Source organism: Streptomyces paludis, from assembly GCF_003344965.1.
In the GTDB taxonomy this organism is placed as follows: domain Bacteria; phylum Actinomycetota; class Actinomycetes; order Streptomycetales; family Streptomycetaceae; genus Streptomyces; species Streptomyces paludis.
The window spans coordinates 5,298,009-5,316,161 of the sequence record NZ_CP031194.1; the positions used below are offsets into that span (position 1 = coordinate 5,298,009).

General features: G+C 73.4%; 10 protein-coding genes. 6 read left to right on the forward strand and 4 right to left on the reverse strand.

What is annotated here, in order from left to right; all coding sequences use genetic code 11:
* Positions 1-12 precede the first annotated feature (12 nt).
* The gene (gene moeZ, locus DVK44_RS23445; protein ID WP_114661454.1) at positions 13-1,191 is read left to right on the forward strand and encodes an adenylyltransferase/sulfurtransferase MoeZ; all 1,179 of its coding nucleotides are present in this window, start codon (positions 13-15) and stop codon (positions 1,189-1,191) included.
* A gap of 69 nt (positions 1,192-1,260) precedes the next feature.
* Here the strand turns inward: moeZ and DVK44_RS23450 are convergent, their stop codons facing one another.
* Together DVK44_RS23450 and DVK44_RS23455 are read right to left on the reverse strand one after the other, a co-directional pair.
* The gene (locus DVK44_RS23450; RefSeq protein WP_114661455.1) at positions 1,261-2,901 is read right to left on the reverse strand and encodes an alpha/beta hydrolase; all 1,641 of its coding nucleotides are present in this window, start codon (positions 2,899-2,901) and stop codon (positions 1,261-1,263) included.
* A 222-nt stretch (positions 2,902-3,123) separates the two neighbouring features.
* A complete protein-coding gene (locus DVK44_RS23455) occupies positions 3,124-5,904 on the reverse strand; it encodes a lysylphosphatidylglycerol synthase domain-containing protein (RefSeq protein WP_114661456.1) in 2,781 nt (926 codons plus the stop codon).
* 230 nt (positions 5,905-6,134) lie between these two features.
* Between DVK44_RS23455 and DVK44_RS23460 the strand changes: the two genes are divergently transcribed.
* Entirely contained in the window at positions 6,135-6,572 is a 438-nt protein-coding gene (locus DVK44_RS23460) for an MGMT family protein (protein WP_114661457.1), read from the forward strand.
* Here the strand turns inward: DVK44_RS23460 and DVK44_RS36485 are convergent.
* Positions 6,563-6,937: a hypothetical protein gene (locus DVK44_RS36485; protein ID WP_162794026.1), complete on the reverse strand. Its 375-nt coding sequence runs from the start codon at positions 6,935-6,937 to the stop codon at positions 6,563-6,565. The two genes, DVK44_RS23460 and DVK44_RS36485, sit on opposite strands and share 10 nt — an antisense overlap.
* Here DVK44_RS36485 and DVK44_RS23470 point away from each other — a divergent pair.
* The 4 genes from DVK44_RS23470 to nudC all read left to right on the forward strand — a co-directional run bounded on the left by DVK44_RS23470 (position 6,936) and on the right by nudC (position 16,602).
* The gene (locus tag DVK44_RS23470; protein ID WP_114661458.1) at positions 6,936-10,256 is read left to right on the forward strand and encodes an ATP-dependent helicase; all 3,321 of its coding nucleotides are present in this window, start codon (positions 6,936-6,938) and stop codon (positions 10,254-10,256) included. The genes DVK44_RS36485 and DVK44_RS23470 overlap by 2 nt on opposite strands.
* A 218-nt stretch (positions 10,257-10,474) precedes the next feature.
* Positions 10,475-14,110, forward strand: a complete 3,636-nt coding sequence (locus tag DVK44_RS23475; RefSeq protein WP_114661459.1) for an ATP-dependent DNA helicase — start codon at positions 10,475-10,477, stop codon at positions 14,108-14,110.
* A gap of 10 nt (positions 14,111-14,120) precedes the next feature.
* A complete protein-coding gene (locus DVK44_RS23480) occupies positions 14,121-15,548 on the forward strand; it encodes a dipeptidase (protein WP_114661460.1) in 1,428 nt (475 codons plus the stop codon).
* A gap of 109 nt (positions 15,549-15,657) precedes the next feature.
* On the forward strand, positions 15,658-16,602 hold the full coding sequence (gene nudC / locus DVK44_RS23485; protein WP_114661461.1) for an NAD(+) diphosphatase: 945 nt from the start codon (positions 15,658-15,660) through the stop codon (positions 16,600-16,602).
* 1,273 nt (positions 16,603-17,875) lie between these two features.
* On the opposite strand, the gene DVK44_RS23490 is transcribed toward nudC, so the two are convergent.
* On the reverse strand, positions 17,876-18,118 hold the full coding sequence (locus DVK44_RS23490; RefSeq protein WP_114661462.1) for a mycoredoxin: 243 nt from the start codon (positions 18,116-18,118) through the stop codon (positions 17,876-17,878).
* Between the last annotated feature and the right edge of the window lie 35 nt (positions 18,119-18,153).

An 18,153-nucleotide genomic window follows, 5' to 3' on the forward strand; every position in this document is an offset into this window, starting at 1 on the left:
GTTGAGGTCTCTGTGTCGTTGCCACCCCTGGTCGAGCCCGCTGCCGAGCTGACCGTCGACGAGGTCCGCAGGTACTCCCGTCATCTGATCATCCCGGACGTCGGGATGGACGGTCAGAAGCGGCTGAAGAACGCGAAGGTGCTGTGTGTGGGCGCCGGGGGCCTCGGCTCCCCGGCACTGATGTACCTGGCCGCGGCCGGTGTCGGCACCCTCGGCATCGTGGAGTTCGACGAGGTCGACGAGTCGAACCTGCAACGCCAGATCATCCACAGCCAGGCCGACATCGGCCGGTCGAAGGCGGCGTCCGCGCGGGACTCCGTCCTCGGCATCAACCCGTACGTGAACGTGATCCTGCACGAAGAGCGGCTTGAGGCCGAGAACGTGATGGAGATCTTCGCGCAGTACGACCTGATCGTGGACGGCACGGACAACTTCGCCACCCGCTATCTGGTCAACGACGCCTGTGTGCTGCTGGACAAGCCGTACGTCTGGGGCTCCATCTACCGGTTCGACGGCCAGGCCAGCGTGTTCTGGTCCGAGCACGGCCCCTGCTACCGCTGCCTCTACCCGGAGCCCCCGCCGCCCGGCATGGTCCCCTCCTGCGCCGAGGGCGGCGTCCTGGGCGTGCTCTGCGCGTCCATCGGCTCCATCCAGGTCACCGAGGCGATCAAACTGCTGGCGGGCATCGGCGACCCGCTGGTCGGCCGGCTGATGATCTACGACGCCCTGGAGATGCAGTACCGCCAGGTCAAGGTCCGCAAGGACCCCGACTGCGCGGTCTGCGGCCCGAACGCGACCGTCACCGAGCTGATCGACTACGAGGCGTTCTGCGGTGTCGTGTCCGAGGAGGCCCAGGAGGCGGCGGCCGGGTCGACGATCACTCCCAAGCAGCTCAAGGAGTGGATCGACGACGGCGAGAACATCGAGATCATCGATGTCCGGGAGCCCAACGAGTACGAGATCGTCTCCATCCCGGGCGCCAAGCTGATCCCGAAGAACGAGTTCCTGATGGGCACCGCCCTGGCGGCCCTGCCGCAGGACAAGAAGATCGTCCTGCACTGCAAGACGGGCGTCCGCAGCGCGGAGGTCCTCGCCGTGCTCAAGTCGGCGGGCTTCTCCGACGCGGTGCACGTCGGCGGCGGCGTGATCGGCTGGGTCAACCAGATCGAGCCGAGCAAGCCGGTCTACTAGACCGCGACACACGACGAAGGGGCCGGCCGTATCCGTACGGCCGGCCCCTTCGTCGTGTCACCGCTGCCGTCAGTCGCAGACCGTCCCCGCCGCCGGGACCTTCCCGTTCAGCAGATAGTCGTTGACGGCGCTCTGCACACATGGGTCCCCGCTGTCGTACGAGCCGTGCCCCTGGCCGTGGTACGTGACCTCCACGCCGACGCCCTTGCCCAGCGCGTTCACCATCGCCCGCGCGCCCGCGTACGGCGTCGCCGGGTCACCGGTGTTGCCGATGACGACGATCGGGGCCGCGCCCGGCGCGTGGACGTCCGGGTGCGTCCACTCGCCCGCCACCGGCCACTTGGAGCAGCTCATCAGCCCCCAGCCGAGGAAGTTCCCGAAGACGGGCGACGCCGCCCGGAACTCGGGCAGCTTCGCCTTCGTCTGCGCCAGGGTGTAACGCTCCTTGGAGTCGGCGCAGTTGACCGCCGCGTTGGCCGCCTGGATGTTGCTGTACTTCCCGTACTGGTCGCGTCCGTTCATCGAGTCCGAGAGCGCCAGCAGCAGCGCGCCGCTGCCGCCGTCCGCCTCGTCGAGCCCCTGCTCCAGATACGGCCAGAACTCCTTCGAGTACAGCGCCTGGGCGATGCCGTTGGTGGCCTGCGTCCGCGTCAGCCGCCGGTCGCCGATGCCCGCGATCGGCTGCTTGCCGATCCGGTCGAGCAGCTTGATGATGAACGACTCGATCTCCTTCGGCGTCGTACCGGGCAGCTTGCAGGAGCCCGCGCGGGCGACGCAGTCCTTCTCGAAGTTGGTCAGGGCGAGCTGGAAGCCCTTCGCCTGGCCGAGCGAGCCCTGTTCGGAGTCCTGCGTCGGATCGACCACGGCGTCGAAGACCGCCCGGCCGACGGACTTCGGGTACAGGTGCGCGTAGACGCCGCCGAGTTCGGTGCCGTACGAGATCCCGAAGTAGTGCATCTTCTTGTCGCCGAGGACCTGGCGCATCAGCTCCATGTCGCGCGCCGCGTTGGTCGTCCCGACGTACGGCAGCACCTTGCCGGAGTTCTTCTCGCAGGCCGCCGCGAAGTCCGCGAGCCCCTTGACGAAGGTCTTCTCGGCGGCCGGGGTGGCCGGGCTGCCGTCCTGGGCGAAGTACGCGTCGAGCTGCCGGTCGTTCTCGCAGTGGATGCCCGCGCTGCGGCCGACCCCGCGCGGGTCGAAGCTGACCAGGTCGTAACGGGCCCGGAGCTTCTCGTAGTCGCTCGCGAAGGCCGGCAGCCCGGTGATGCCGGAGCCGCCGGGCCCGCCGAAGTTGAAGATGAGCGAGCCGATCCGCCGCTTGGTGTCGCGCGCCTTCGCCCGGATGAGGGCCAGCTCGATGGTGTCGCCGCGTGGCTTCGCGTAGTCGAGCGGCACCTTCATGGTGGCGCACTCCCACTGGGTCCCGCCGGGCAGCGGGGACGGGGACGGGCCGCCGCCCTCCGAGGCCGACGGCGCCGGACACGCCTTCCAGCCGAGCCGCTGGGACACGAGGTTCCCGGGCAGCTCCGAGGGCCGGGCGGCAGCGGCGGGGGAGTTCGCCCGTACGGGGGCGCCGGTGGTCCCGGTCTGCCCGGAGGCCCCGGTGGTCCCGGAGCCGGATCCCGTGCTGTCGGAGCAGCCGGCGGCGGCCAGCAGTGCGGCGGCGGTGACGGCGAGCGCCGTGCCGCGCCTGGCGGAGGAGGTTGGCATGGATCCATCGTGCGCCCGGCGGGTGGGGGCCGCGCGGGGCCGCGGTCCATGCGGGTGGCGGAGCGGCCTTGCGCCCCCGGAGACGGCCCCCGGAGACGGCCCGCCGGGAGACCTTGCCTCGGGACCTGGCGGGCTACGGTGACCGCTCCTCGGACCCCGGCGGGTCACGGAGCCGCCCTCGGACCCCGGCGGGTTACGGAGCCGCCCTCGGTCCCCGGCGGGCTACAGGGCTCCCTTACGGGTGAGATGCGAGAAGCTCAGCCACCCCGGCAGCACCGGCAGCCACAGCGTCAGCAGCCGGTAGAGCAGCACCGCCGGCGCCGCGACCTCCTTCGGCAGCCCGACCGCGAGCAGACCCAGCGTCAGCGCGCCCTCGACCGCGCCCACCCCGCCCGGTGTCGGCGCCGCCGAGCCCAGGGCGTTGCCCGCGAGGAAGACCACCGCGATGCTCGCGTAGCTGAGCTGCTGGTTGCCGTTGTCGAACGCCCGGATCGAGGCGTCCAGACACATCACGAACACGCCCGTCAGCAGCAGCATCCCGCCGATGCCCGTGACCAGCTTCATCGGCCGCTGGAGCACATCGAGCATGCGCGGCACCACCCCGGCGAACAGCGACCGCAGCCGGGTCGCCACGAACTTCCGCAGGAACGGGATCGCCGTCACGACCAGGACCAGCACGGCGACCGTCAGCAGCCCCGCGATCACGGTCCTCGACGGGGTCAGCGACGCCGTCTTCTCCGTACCGGTGAGATAGCCGAAGGACAGCAGCAGCAGGATGTGCGCGCCGAGCCCGAAGAGCTGCGACGCGCCGACGCTCGCCACGGCCAGCCCCGGCCGTACCCCCGAGCGCTGGAGGAAGCGCGTGTTCAGCGCCACCCCGCCGACCGCCGCCGGGGCGACGATCTTGACGAAGGACCCGGCGACCTGTGCCATCACCGTCCGTCCGAACGGCACCCGCTCCGGGACGAAGCCGAGCAGGCTCATCGCCGCCGCGACATAGCTGAGCGCCGAGAACGCCAGCGCCGCCAGCACCCAGCCCCAGTGCGCGTCGCTGACGACCGTGCCGAAGTCCACCTGCGTGATCTGCGTCAGCAGGAAGTACGCGGCGACGGCCCCGGCGATAAAGCTGAAGAGCGTACGGGGCTTGATCCGCTCCAGCCGTACGGGCTCGACCGGCGCCTGTGGCCGGATCAGCAGCACCTGACGGCGCATCTGTGAGAGCAGATCCTCCTCGCGCGCCTCGTCGAGCGCGTCGTCTATGGCCCGCTTCTCCGCCTGCTTCTCCGCGCGCAGCGACTTGCGCGCGGCCTTGCGGGCGCGGTCGCCGTCCGCCGCGAGGACGTCCGCGTCCCCCATCCGGGCGCGCTTGTTCGCCTCGGACGCCTGGAGCACCGCCTCGCGCTCGCGCTGCGAGCGCTCGCGGGCCAGCCGGCGCAGCGTCGCGCGCGTGGAGCGGCTCAGCGCGATCGGCTGGAGCAGCGGCAGCGCGTCGGCGATGGCGTCGGGGCCAAGCACCTCGACCGCCGCCGCGACCGAGCGCTCGGCGCCCACCCGCAGCCCCATCGTCGTGAGCATCTGGGCGGTGTCCATCCGCAGCACCAGATCGCCCGCGGCGATCTCGCCGCCGCGCAGCTCGGTCAGGATCACCTTGCCCGTACGGTCGACCACCAACGCGTCCCCGGTGAGGCTGCGGTGCGCGATCCGCCGCGACTGGAGCGCCTTGACCTGGCGCCAGGCGCTCCGGATCAGATCGTCGGTGATCTCCTCGTCCGGCAGGGAGTCCAGCGACCGGGCGCCGAGGTGCTCGTACACGAGCATGACGGCGTCGGGGCCCAGCTCGGAGGTGGCGATCAGCTTGGGGGCGTTGGCGCCGGCGGCGATGGCCGCGTACGCCAGGAGGGCCTCCTGTTCGAGGGCCTGGCGCAGGGAGGGGAGGGATCTTCGGGTGGTGATGGAGCGCAGCGTCAGCCGGCGCCAGAACCGGTAGTAGAAGCCGTGGGCCTGCTGTTCGCGGTCGACGACCGTGACATCGAGCGGCGGGCCGTCCTCCAGGGTGACCAGATAGCGGCGCCCCCGGTCGCCCTGCTCGGTGCTGTCGTCGGTCTCCTCGGCGCGCATCGCGCTGACCGGGCGGAAGCCGACATGGCGCAGACCCGCCATCAGGTTCTGCCCGGTGGGCCGTACGTTGGGCGAGCCGACCGTGTAGAGCGTGCCGTACGCGACGGTCCAGCCGATCAGTACGGTCAGCGCGATCGAGAACGGCGTGGTGTATCCGGCCACCAGCATCGCGAAGGCGTCGAGCAGCAGCACCACCCAGAGCACCACGCGCCAGCGGGGTCTGCGGGCCATCCCCACGGCCGTCATATAGGCGATGACGGGCGCGAGATAGCCGTGGACGGGATCGGTGATCCCGGCGCCGCCGAGCTGGGGCCGGGTCAGCGCCTCCTGGATGGAGTCCGGGGCGGCCCGGGTGACCCAGAGGTCGGTGGCGAGCGTGACGCCGTGCGCGAGGACGGCGGCGAGCACTCCGTCCGCGATGCGCAGCCCGTCGCGCTTGATCAGCCGCTCGATCGCGAACGCGACCGGCACGAGCAGCACGGCGATGCTGGAGACCAGGCCGGCCAGCTTCACGATCAGGTCGGGGGCCTGCCCGGTGCCCTTGCTGATGTCCTGTTCGAGCCCGGAGGTGGTGCCGAGGGCGAAGGCGGAGAGGCCGAGGACGAGCGCGATGGCGAGGACGCCGATGAGCAGGCGCAGCAGGTCGGAGGGGCGGTGGACACGGGCGGCGAGCAGCGGCTCGTCACCGGAGACCCGCTCGGCGCGCGGCGCGCCGTCGTCGGCGGGGGTCGCGCCGTCATCCGTCGGGGAGGCGGGGGAGGCGGGGGTCGCGACGCCGTCCGCGCGGGGCACGCCGTCATCCGCCCGGGTCGCGCCGGCGAACGCTTCGTCGCCGTCGGGACGCGACTCGTCGCCGGAGGTACCCGCTGCCTCGGAAGGCTGCACGGCCCGCCCCTTCGCCGAATCGGTCTCTTCTTGATCTCGTATCACCAGTCACCGCCCGCACGATGGTGGCACGAGCGGATGACAGACGGGGGCATCAGGGTGCAATGCGGGGGCATCGGGCGCGCGAGTTGCGGCCCTTTGCGTACGTACGTACACAGGGTGACGGCGCGGAAACGCTCCGGCGCCGTGTTCCGGCGGGGGCCCGCGGGGTGTCGGTGGTGTGCGGCAGGATGGGACGGATGACGAACGACGAGTCCGACGCGCCGGCGCTGCCCGTGTACGCGGAACGCGTGCTGGAGGTCGCCGAGCTGATCCCGCCCGGAAGAGTGATGACGTACGGCGATGTCGCGGAGTGGCTCGGCGACGGCGGGCCGCGCCAGGTGGGCCGGGCCATGGCCCTCTACGGCGGCGCGGTGCCGTGGTGGCGCGTGGTGCGGTCCGACGGCGCGTTCCTGCCCGGCCACGAACTGCGCGCGCTGGACCACTACCGCGAGGAGGGCACCCCGCTGCGCGCGGCCGGCCGGGCGGCGGAGGGGCATCTGCCGCGGCTGGACATGAAGCGGGCGCGGTGGGACGGCGGCGGTACGGACGGCACCGTTACGGGCGACAGCGGTACGGACGGTACCGACCTGGGCGGCACCGACTTGGGCGAAAAGGCTCACATATGACAGCTTCCGGCATCGGACCGCGTGACGGGAGACACGGCGTCGGCGGGGCGGCAGGCGGGGGTGCCGGGGAGGCTCCCGGCGGGGACCCGGGCGCGGGCCGGCCCGACCGGGGCGCGTAGCGTCGACGGCGCGCCGAACCCCCGCCGTACCGGCACGAGCACCAGCGCAGGCGCCCGCACCCGTACCAGCGCAGGCGCCCGCACCCGTACCAGCACGAGCGCCCGCACCCGCATCCGTACCCGCACCAGCACCTCCACCAGCCTTCCAGGACCGGCGAACCACGTGACCATCCCTTCCTCCCCGAGGTCTTCCCCCCGGGCTTCCACCGGGTTCTCGACCGGGTCCTTCACCGGGTCCGCCGCCATGGCCGCCCCCGGACGCCGGCCGAACCGCGCCGTCCGGCAGCGGACCCCGGGCGGGTACCGGCTGGTGCGCACCCCGCCGGCCCCGGTGGCCCCTCCTGTGCTGGACGCGGCGCAGCGCCGGGTGGTTGATCACGCGGCCGGTCCGATGCTGGTGCTGGCCGGACCGGGGACGGGCAAGACGACGACGCTCGTGGAATCGGTCGCCGCGCGGGTCGCCCGGGGCGCGGACCCCGAGCGGATCCTGGTGCTGACCTTCAGCCGCAAGGCGGCGGTGGAGCTGCGCGACCGGATGGCGGTCCGGCTCGGCGGCACGCGCGGACCGCAGGCGACCACCTTCCACTCCTTCTGCTACGCCCTGATCCGCGCCCACCAGGAGGCCGATCTCTTCAGCGAGCCGCTGCGGCTGCTCTCCGGTCCCGAGCAGGATCTCGCCGTACGCGAACTGCTCGCGGGCCAGCTCCAGCTGGAGCGCGAGGGGCGCGGCCGGGTGCGCTGGCCCGACGAGCTGCGGGCGTGTCTGACGACACGCGGCTTCGCCGACGAGGTCCGGGCCGTCCTCGCCCGCAGCCGCGAACTGGGCCTCGAACCGGACGCGCTGGCGGCGTTCGCCCGGCGCACCGGACGGCCGGACTGGTCGGCCGCCGCGTCCTTCCTCGCCGAGTATCTGGACGTCCTGGAGCTGCAAGGGGTCCTCGACTACACCGAGCTGGTGCACCGGGCGGCCCGGCTCGCGGACCGGCCGGAGGTCGCCGCGCGGATCACGGCGCGCTACGACGCGGTGTTCGTCGACGAGTACCAGGACACCGACCCGGCGCAGGTCGCGCTCCTGCACGCGCTGGCGGGCGGGGGGCGCACGCTGGTCGCCTTCGGCGACCCCGACCAGTCGATCTACACCTTCCGGGGCGCCGATGTGAACGGCATCCTCGACTTCCCCGACGCCTTCCCGCGCGCCGACGGCCGCCCGGCGCCGGTGGAGGTGCTCACCACCTCCCGCCGCTCGGGGGACCGGCTGCTCGCGGCGACCCGGCTGCTGACCCGCCGGATGCCGCTGACCCGGCTGCCCGCCGGAGCGGTACGGGCCCACCGCGAGCCGGCGGCGGTACGGGAGGGCGGCCGGGTCGAGACGTACACCTTCCCGACGCCGTCGGCGGAGCTGGACAACATCGCCGACATCCTGCGCCGCGCGCATCTGGAGGACGGCGTCGCCTGGAGCGCCATGGCCGTGCTGGTCCGGTCCGGCGGCCGTACGATCCCGGCGGTCCGCCGCGCGCTGACCTCGTCGGGCGTCCCCGTGGAGACGGACGGCGACGATGTGCCGCTGCGCCACGAACCGGCGGTGGCGCCGCTGCTGACGGCGCTGCGGGCGGTGGCGACGGCGTCGCTGGAGGCGTCGCGGGACGGCACCGGGTCCGCCGCCGCGTCCGATACCGCGTCCGGCTCCGGGGTGTGGCTGGACACGGAGACCGCGCTCACGCTGCTGGCCTCGCCGCTCGGCGGGATGGACGCGGCCGATCTGCGGCGGCTCGGGCGGGCGCTGCGGGACGAGGAGCGGGCCGGCGGCGCGGCCGTCCCGGCACCGTCCGACGTGCTGCTCACCCGGGCGCTGGCGGAGCCGGAGCGGCTGGTGGCGCACGACACGGCGTACGCGCGGGGCGCGCGGCGGCTCGGCGCGCTCCTGCACACGGCGCGCGAGCGGCTCGAAGGGGGCGGCACCGCGGAGGAGGCTCTCTGGGAGCTGTGGCAGGGCACCCCCTGGCCCGGCCGGCTCGAACGCTCCGCCCTGCGCGGCGGCGCCGGCGGCCGTAACGCCGACCGTGACCTCGACGCCGTCTGCGGGCTCTTCGACGCCGCGGCTCGCGCCGAGCGGCGTACCGGGGGGCGCGGCGCGCTGAACTTCCTGGAGGAGCTGGACGCGCAGGACATCGCGGCCGACACACTGACCCGGCGCACGGTGCGCCCCGACGCCGTACGTCTGATGACCGCGCACCGTGCCAAGGGGCTCGAATGGCCGCTGGTGGTCGTCGCGGGCGTCCAGGAGGGGCTCTGGCCGGATGTACGGCGGCGCGGCTCGCTGCTGGAGGCGGACCGGATCGGCCGGGACGGACTGGCCGAGCCGCTCACGCCCGGCGCCCTCCTTACGGAGGAGCGGCGTCTCTTCTACGTGGCCGCCACGCGCGCGCGCGACCGGCTCGTTGTCACCGCCGTCAAGGCGCCCGCCGACGACGGTGACCAGCCCTCCCGCTTCCTCACCGAACTCGGCGTCGAGCCCAGGGACATCACCGCCCGCCCCCGCCGCCCGCTCGCCGTCGCCCCCTTGGTCGCCGAACTGCGGGCCACCACCGTCGACCCCGGGGCGAGCCCGGCGCTGCGCGACGCGGCGGCCCGGCGGCTGGCGAGGCTCGCGGCGCTCAGCGACGAGGAGGGCAGGCCGCTCGTCCCTGCCGCGCACCCGGACCGCTGGTGGGGGATGTACGAACCGACGCACGGCGAGGTCCCGCTGCGCGAGCGCGACCGGCCCGTGGCGCTCTCGGGCAGCGCGCTGGACCAGCTCGCCAACACCTGCGCGCTCCAGTGGTTCCTGGGGCGCGAGGTGAAGGCGGACGCGCCGGCCACGGCCGCGCAGGGGTTCGGCAACGTCGTCCACGTCCTGGCCGACGAGGTCGCCTCCGGCCGTACCCCCGCGGATCTCGCCGTCCTCATGAGCCGGCTGGACTCCGTATGGGACGCGCTCGCCTTCGACGCGCCCTGGAAGTCCCAGCAGGAGAAGGAGCACGCGCGCGTGGCGCTCGAACGCTTCCTCAAGTGGCATGTCATGGACCGCGGCGGCCGGACCCCCGCCGCCACGGAGCACGGCTTCGACGTCACCCTCGAAGCGGGTCCGTACGAAGTACGGATCCGCGGCTCCATGGACCGCGTCGAGCGCGACGCGCAGGGCCGGGCGTACGTCGTCGACTTCAAGACCGGCAAGCAGTCCCCCACGAAGGACGAGGTGGCCCGCCACCCCCAGCTGGCCGTCTACCAGCTCGCCGTGCGCGAGGGTGCCCTCGACGACCTCTTCGACGGCGACCGCCCGGACTCCGCCGGCGCCGAACTCGTCCACCTGCGCCAGGCGGCCCCCGCCAAGGAGGGCGGCGACCAGCTCCCCAAGATCCAGGCACAGGAGCCCCTGACGGGCGAGTGGGTCGGCGAACTCCTCACCACCGCCGCCGGCCGCGTCCTCGACGAACGCTTCACCCCCACCACCGGCCAGCACTGCACCCACTGCACGTTCCGCGCGTCATGCAGCGCGCGGCCCGAGGGCCGGCAAATCGTGGAATGACACACGAGTCCCAGCGGTAGCCCCCACGGAGAGGAATGTCCGTATGGCCTGCTGCCTCGGCTCCCGTGCTCACCCGCCGGTGTCTACGAGCCCCTGAGCACCGGCCGCACGGGTGGCCCGCTACCGGCCGGGGTGGCGGCACCAATGCCGGCCGGGGCCGGGCCGGGGGCAAGCCCGGTGCCCCGTCGTTGTCAGTGGTGCCGGATAGCCTTCCCGACATGTCCGTACCTCGCCTCACCGACCCCGAGCGGCTCAAGGAGCTGCTCGGGATCCCCTTCACCCCGGAGCAGATGGCCTGCGTCACCGCGCCGCCCGCCCCGCAGGTGATCGTGGCCGGTGCCGGGTCGGGGAAGACGACGGTGATGGCCGCGCGGGTGGTGTGGCTGGTGGGGAGCGGGCAGGTCGCGCCCGAGCAGGTGCTCGGGCTGACGTTCACCAACAAGGCGGCCGGCGAGCTGGCCGAGCGCGTCCGCAAGGCGCTCGTCAGGGCGGGCGTCACCGACCCCGACGCCGCCGACCCGGACCACCCCCCGGGCGAGCCCCGTATCTCCACGTACCACGCCTTCGCGGGCCGCCTCCTCACCGACCACGGGCTACGGATCGGGCTGGAGCCGTCCACCCGGCTGCTCGCCGACGCCACCCGCTTCCAGCTCGCCGCGCGCGTGCTGCGCGACGCCCCGGGACCGTACCCCGCGCTGACCAAGACGCTGCCCGCGCTGGTCAGCGACCTGCTCGCGCTCGACGCCGAGCTGGCCGAGCATCTCGTACGGCCGGCCGACCTCGCCGCGTACGACACCGGACTGCTCGCGTCCCTGGACGGCGTCCGGCTCTCCAACGCCGATCTGCGCAAGCTCCCCGAGACCGCCACCGCCCGCCGCGAGCTGCTCGAACTCGTCGGGCGCTACCGCGAGGCCAAGCGCGCCCGCGACCTGCTCGACTTCGGTGACCAGATCGCCCTCTCCGCCGAACTCGCCACCACCCGCCCCGAGGTCGGCACCCTCCTCAGGGACGAGTTCCGCGTCGTCCTCCTCGACGAGTACCAGGACACCTCCGTCGCCCAGCGCCTGCTGCTCTCCGGCCTCTTCGGCGGCGGTACGGGCCACGCCGTGACCGCCGTGGGCGACCCCTGCCAGGCCATCTACGGCTGGCGCGGCGCCTCCGTCGCCAACCTCGACGACTTCCCCGCCCACTTCCCGGGCGCCGACGGCACCCCCGCCGCCCGGTTCTCCCTCAGCGAGAACCGCCGCAGCGGCGGCCGGCTCCTCGACCTCGCCAACAGCCTCGCCGCCCCGCTGCGCGCCCTGCACGAAGGCGTCGAGGCGCTGCGGCCCGCGCCCGGCGCCGAGCGCGACGGCGGCGTGCGCTGCGCCCTGCTGCCCACCCACGCGGCGGAGATCGACTGGCTCGCGGACTCCATCGCGCACCTCGTGCGGACCGGCAAGGCGCCCGGCGAGATCGCCGTCCTGTGCCGTACGGCCGGCGACTTCCCGGAGATCCAGGGCGCGCTGGTCGCCCGCGACGTGCCCGTCGAGGTCGTCGGGCTCTCCGGGCTGCTCCACCTCCCCGAGGTCGCCGACCTCGTCGCGATGTGCGAAGTCCTCCAGGACCCCGGCGCCAACGCCTCGCTCGTCCGGCTGCTCACCGGCCCCCGCTGGTCCATCGGCCCCCGCGACCTGGCGCTCCTCGGCCGCCGGGCCCGGCTGCTGGTCCACCGGGGATCCGGCGCCGGCGCGGACGACGACCTCGCCGCCCGGCTCGCCGCCGCCGTCGAGGGCACCGACCCCGCCGAGGTCGTCTCCCTCGCCGACGCGCTCGACACCTTCCTGGACTCGGCGGGCGCCCCCGAGGACGGGCTGCCCTTCTCCGCCGCCGCCCGGGTCCGCTTCGCCCGGCTCGCCGCCGAGCTGCGCGAGCTGCGCCGCTCCCTCGCCGATCCCCTGATGGACGTCCTGCACCGGGTCCTGGCCACCACCGGCCTCGACGTCGAACTCTCCGCGTCCCCGCACGCCCTGGCCGCCCGCCGCCGCGAGACCCTCGGCAACTTCCTCGACATCGCGGCCTCCTTCGCCGCGCTCGACGGCGAGGCCGGGCTGCTGGCCTTCCTGGCGTTCCTCCGTACCGCCGCCCAGTACGAGAAGGGCCTGGACAACGCGCTGCCCGGCGGCGAGAACACCGTGAAGGTGCTCACCGCCCACAAGTCCAAAGGACTGGAGTGGGATGTCGTCGCCGTACCGGGACTCGTCGCCGGACAGTTCCCCAACAGCAAGGCCCGCGAGGCGTGGACCTTCCAGCCGAAGGTCCTGCCGCACCCGCTGCGCGGCGACGCCCCGACGCTCCCCGAGGTGCCCTCCTGGGACGCGAAGGGCATCAAGTCCTTCAAGGAGGCCATGAAGGCGCACCAGCACACCGAGGAGCTGCGCCTCGGCTATGTCACCTTCACCCGGCCGCGCTCCCTGCTGCTCGGCTCCGGCCACTGGTGGGGGCCCAACCAGAAGCGACCCCGGGGCCCGTCGGACTTTCTGCACGCCCTGTACGACCACTGCGCGGCCGGCCACGGCGAGATCGAGGCGTGGGCGGACGCCCCGGAGGAGTCCGACCAGAACCCGGCCCTGGAGGCGGAGACCACCCCGCGCCCCTGGCCGCTGCCGCTCGACGGACCGTCCCTGCTGCGCCGCCACCGGGCGGCGGACACGGTCCTGGCACACCTCGACGCGCTCCGGGCGGACGCGCTTCTGGGGGATGCGCTCCTGGGGGCGGGGGACGGGCCCGCGCCCGTACCGGAACCTGAGGTTCCGGACGAGGGGGACCTCTGGGGCGACCAGTTCCCCCCGGAGGACCCGGACCCCGAGGACGGCCCTTACGCACCCGACGACGACGCCTGGGAGTCCGCCCGGCCGGCGGCGGTGGCGGCGGCCGTCCCCGCCCCGCGCCCGCCGGCCGCCGCGCCGCCCTCCGGCGACGAGCCGCTCCCCCTCACCCCGGAGGAGACCCGCACCCTCGCTTCCTGGGACCGCGATCTCGACGCCCTCGCAGGCGAGCTGCGGCGCGCCCGCGCCACCGTCCGCGATGTCCTCGTACCGCCGTCCCTCTCCGCCACCGACCTGCTGCGGCTGGCCGAGGACCCCGACGGCTTCGCCCGGGAGCTGGCCCGGCCCATGCCGCGCCCGCCCCGGCCGGCCGCCGCCCGCCGGGGCACCCGCTTCCACGCCTGGGTGGAGTCCCGGTTCGAGGAGACACCCCTCCCGATGCTCGGGCCCGACGAACTGCCCGGCGGCCCCGAGGACGAGCCCGAGATCATCGACGAGCGCGATCTCGCCGCGCTCAAGGACGCGTTCGAACGCACCCCGTACGCCCGCCGCGTCCCGTACCGGGTGGAGACGCCCTTCCACCTCAGCCTCGCGGGCCGGCTGGTCCGGGGCCGTATCGACGCCGTCTACCGCGAGCCGGCCCCGGCCTCGGTCACGGGCGCGGGCACGGGCGCGGGGGCGCACGCCGGCACGCACGCCGGGGCGGGCACCGGCCCGCACCCCCGGCCGCACCCGTACACGTACGAGATCGTGGACTGGAAGACCGGCCGGACCCGCACCGCAGACCCGCTCCAGCTCGCCGTCTACCGGTTGGCCTGGGCCGAGCAGCTCGGCATTCCGCTGACGGCGGTGACCGCGGCTTTTGTATACATACGGAGCGGGGAGGTCGTCCGCCCCGAGCGCCTCCCCGGCCGTCCCGAGCTGGAACGACTGCTCACCCACGACACCCGCGCCACGGACGGCACGGGCGGTGACGAGAGCCACGACACAGCCACGGACGAGCGAACGTCACATCCGGCAGACGAGACCGCCCGTCGGGCCCGTTAGGCTCGACGTCATGAGCGACACCCCGGACAGCGTCGTCCAAACGTACATCCAGACCCACCGCACGGCCTTCCTCGACGACCTCGCCGACTGGCTGCGCATTCCCTCCGTATCCGCCCAGCCCGACCACGACGCTGACGTGCGGCGCAGTGCCGACTGGCTCGCCGCCAAACTCAAGGAGACCGGCTTCCCGGTCACCGAGATCTGGGACACTCCGGGCGCCCCGGCCGTCTTCGCCGAGTGGCCCTCCGCCGACCCCGGCGCGCCGACCGTGCTCGTCTACGGCCACCACGACGTCCAGCCCGCCGCCCGTGAGGACGGCTGGGACACGGACCCGTTCGAACCGGTCGTCCGGGACGGCCGGCTGTACGCGCGCGGGGCCGCCGACGACAAGGGGCAGGTGTTCTTCCACACCCTCGGGGTACGGGCGCACCTCGCCGCCACCGGACGCACCACCCCCGCCGTCCACCTCAAGCTCCTCGTCGAGGGCGAGGAGGAGTCGGGCTCCCCGAACTTCCGCGCCCTGGCCGAGCGGCACGCCGGCCGGCTCGCCGCCGACGCGGTGATCGTCTCCGACACCGGGATGTGGTCCGAGGACACCCCGACCGTCTGTACGGGGATGCGCGGCCTCGCCGACTGCGAGATCGAGCTGTCCGGCCCGGACCAGGACATCCACTCCGGCTCCTTCGGCGGAGCCGTCCCGAACCCGGCCACGGTCGCGGCCCGGCTCGTCGCCGCCCTGCACGACGAGGACGAGCGCGTCACGGTCCCCGGCTTCTACGACGGGGTCGCCGAGCTGACCGCCGCCGAGCGCGCCCTGATCGCGGAGCTGCCCTTCGACGAGGCGCGGTGGCTGCGTACGGCCGCGTCCCACGGAACCCTGGGCGAGGCCGGGTACTCGACGCTGGAGCGCGTCTGGGCCCGTCCGACCGCCGAGGTCAACGGCATCGGCGGCGGCTACCAGGGGCCCGGCGGCAAGACGATCATCCCGTCGTCGGCCCGGCTGAAGCTGTCGTTCCGGCTGGTCGCGGGCCAGGACCCGGACCGTATCGAAGCGTCCGTACGGGAGTGGACCGCCGCCCGGATCCCGGCCGGAATCCGGCACACCATCGCCTTCGGCGCTGCCACCCGCCCCTGTCTGACCCCGCTGGACCACCCCGCGCTCCAGTCCGTCGTACGGTCGATGGAGCGCGCCTTCGGCCGGAAGGTCCGTTACACCCGCGAGGGCGGCTCGGGACCGGCCGCCGATCTCCAGGACGTGCTGGGCGCGCCGGTGCTCTTCCTGGGGATCTCCGTACCGTCCGACGGCTGGCACGCGCCGAACGAGAAGATCGAACTCGATCTGCTCCTCAAAGGGGTGGAGACCACCGCCTACCTCTGGGGCGACCTGGCCCCCGTCCTGGCAGCCACGGCCGCTGTCGCCGCCGTATCACCTCCCTGACCGCCCGCCCGCACGCACCACCCACTGACCGCCCGCACGCCCGCACTGAACGCCCGCACGCACTCCGCTGATCGACACCCAAACCACCCGGGGGAGTTGGAAGACACCTGTGAGCACCCTCAGCAGTGACGCCACCGCACACCGACCCATCGGCCTCACCGCCCACAGCGGCATCGACCGAGCCGCGCACCACCGCCTCGACGAAGCATGGCTCGCCGCCGCCTGGAGCCATCCCACGACCCGTGTCTTCGTGGTGTCCGGCGGCCAGGCGCTGATCGACGACACCCCCGACGGCCGGACCGAACTGGTCATGACCCCGTCCTTCGAAGCGCCCCTCACCGAGACCCACCGCTACTTCCTCGGCACGGACGCGGACGGAGTCCGCTACTTCGCGCTCCAGAAGGACACACTGCCCGGCCGGATGGACCAGTCGGCGCGCCCGGCGGGGCTGCGCGAGGCCGGCACCCTGCTCTCGGCGCGCGACGCGGGCCTGATGGTGCACGCGGTGGCGCTGGAGAACTGGCAGCGGCTGCACCGCTTCTGCTCGCGCTGCGGTGAGCGCACGGTGATCGCGGCGGCCGGCCATATCCGCCGCTGCCAGGCGTGCGGCGCCGAGCACTACCCGCGCACCGACCCCGCCGTGATCATGCTGGTCACGGACGAGGAGGACCGCGCGCTCCTCGGCCGCCAGGTCCACTGGCCCGAGGGCCGCTTCTCCACACTGGCCGGCTTCGTGGAGCCCGGCGAGTCGATCGAGCAGTCCGTGGTCCGCGAGGTCTTCGAGGAGGCGGGCGTCACGGTCGGCGAGGTCGAGTACATCGCCAGCCAGCCGTGGCCGTTCCCGTCGAGCCTGATGCTGGGCTTCATGGCACGCGCCACCTCGTCGGAGATCACGGTGGACGGCGAGGAGATCGAGGAGGCCCGCTGGTTCTCCCGCGAGGACCTCCGCGCCGCCATCGAGTCCGGCGAGATCCTGCCACCGGCAGGCATCTCGATCGCCGCCCGCCTGGTCGAACTGTGGTACGGAAAGCCCCTACCCAAGCCGACGTCCTGAACCACGGGGAGGGGCGGGGGCCGGGGCCGGAAGCGGGGGCAGGGGGAACGGCGGGGCGGTGACGCGGTGACGCGGTGACGCGGTGCGGGCCGGGGTTTGTCGAGGGTGGGTCGGTGGCGGGGGTGCGGGGTGACGGGGCCGCCCCTCCTGGTGTGAGTGTCGCGTCTCCGTGTCAGGTGTAAAGGGCGCTCCTACGTCGCGTCGGCTGCGCCGATTCCGCTTCGCTGCACCCTTGACACCTGCCCCGGAGTCGCAAGTGCGGCTTGTTGGGAGGGGCGGCCGGGTGGGAGGGGGTTGCCCGGGGGGCCTGCCGTACTGCCGGCCGGTTCAGGGGCCGGCGGGCCGGTGGTCGGATAGCCCCTGCGGGGCTGCGCGGCAGAGGAATGGGGCGGCTCGGCACCGGCTCGGCGGCTGACGGTCCGCTGTGTGCTGAGACTCAAGCCCCGCTGGTCACCGTCGCGCTGTGGTGCCCGGAAGGCGGACGGTTCTGCTGTCCGGCCGGGCCTGCGGGCCGGACATCCCACCCATTCGCCCCATATGGGGCGGGTTGGTGGGTGGCTGGGGGTCTCCTCGGGTGGCACGTGTGTCCTCGGGTGCATTAGCGGCACTCCTGGGTGCATGGGCGGCCTTGAGGGGTCCACTTGGTGCCACACGCGTCCCGGTGGCCACTTTTCACGGTCGGACGGGGCCTGCCGCCCGGTCGGCCTCTCGGGACGCCCACCCCCGCCTGCATGTCCCATATGGGCTGGTTTGGTGGCCTATTGAGGGCCTTCTTGGGCGGCACGTGTGTCCTCAGGTGCGTTAGGAGCACTCCTTGGCGCATGGACGGCCTTCAGGGGCCCACTTGGTGCCACTCACGTCCCACTAACCCCACCACCCCCACCCGGTGACCAGCGGGGCATGTGTCTGAGGAACTGGCGGCCGTCAGCCGCTGAGACGGGCCGGGCAGCCCCATTCCTCTGCCGCGTGCCCCGCAGGGGCATCCGACCACCGGGCCGTCGGACCCTGAGCCGAGTGGTAGTGCAGCGGGCCCCCTGGGCAACCCCCTCCCACCGGCCGCCCCTCCCAAAAAGCCGCGCTTGCGGCTCCGGGGCAGGTGTCAAGGGTGGGCGCAGCCCATCGCGCAGCGACGCGACGGAGGAGCGCCCTTTACTCCTGGCCTGGAGTCGCGACACTCACAGCTGGAGGGGCGGCCCCGTGCCCAACGGCCGGACCGCCCCCGTTCCTTTGGCTTCCTGGTCCTGGCGCTGGCACGCGCCACCCGCGTTCGCGGTCAGGCGCCGACCTTCTGCTTGACCTGGGCCAGCGACGGGTTCGTCAGCGTCGAGCCGTCGGGGAAGAGCACGGTCGGGACCGTCTGGTTGCCGCCGTTCGCCTTCTCGACGAAGGCCGCCGACTCCGGGTCGTGCTCGATGTTGATCTCGGTGTACGCGATGCCCTCGCGGTCCATCTGGCCCTTCAGCCGACGGCAGTATCCGCACCACGTGGTGCTGTACATCGTCACAGTGCCCGGCATGGTCTCCGACGCTCCCTCTGTCTCTGGATGTGTGT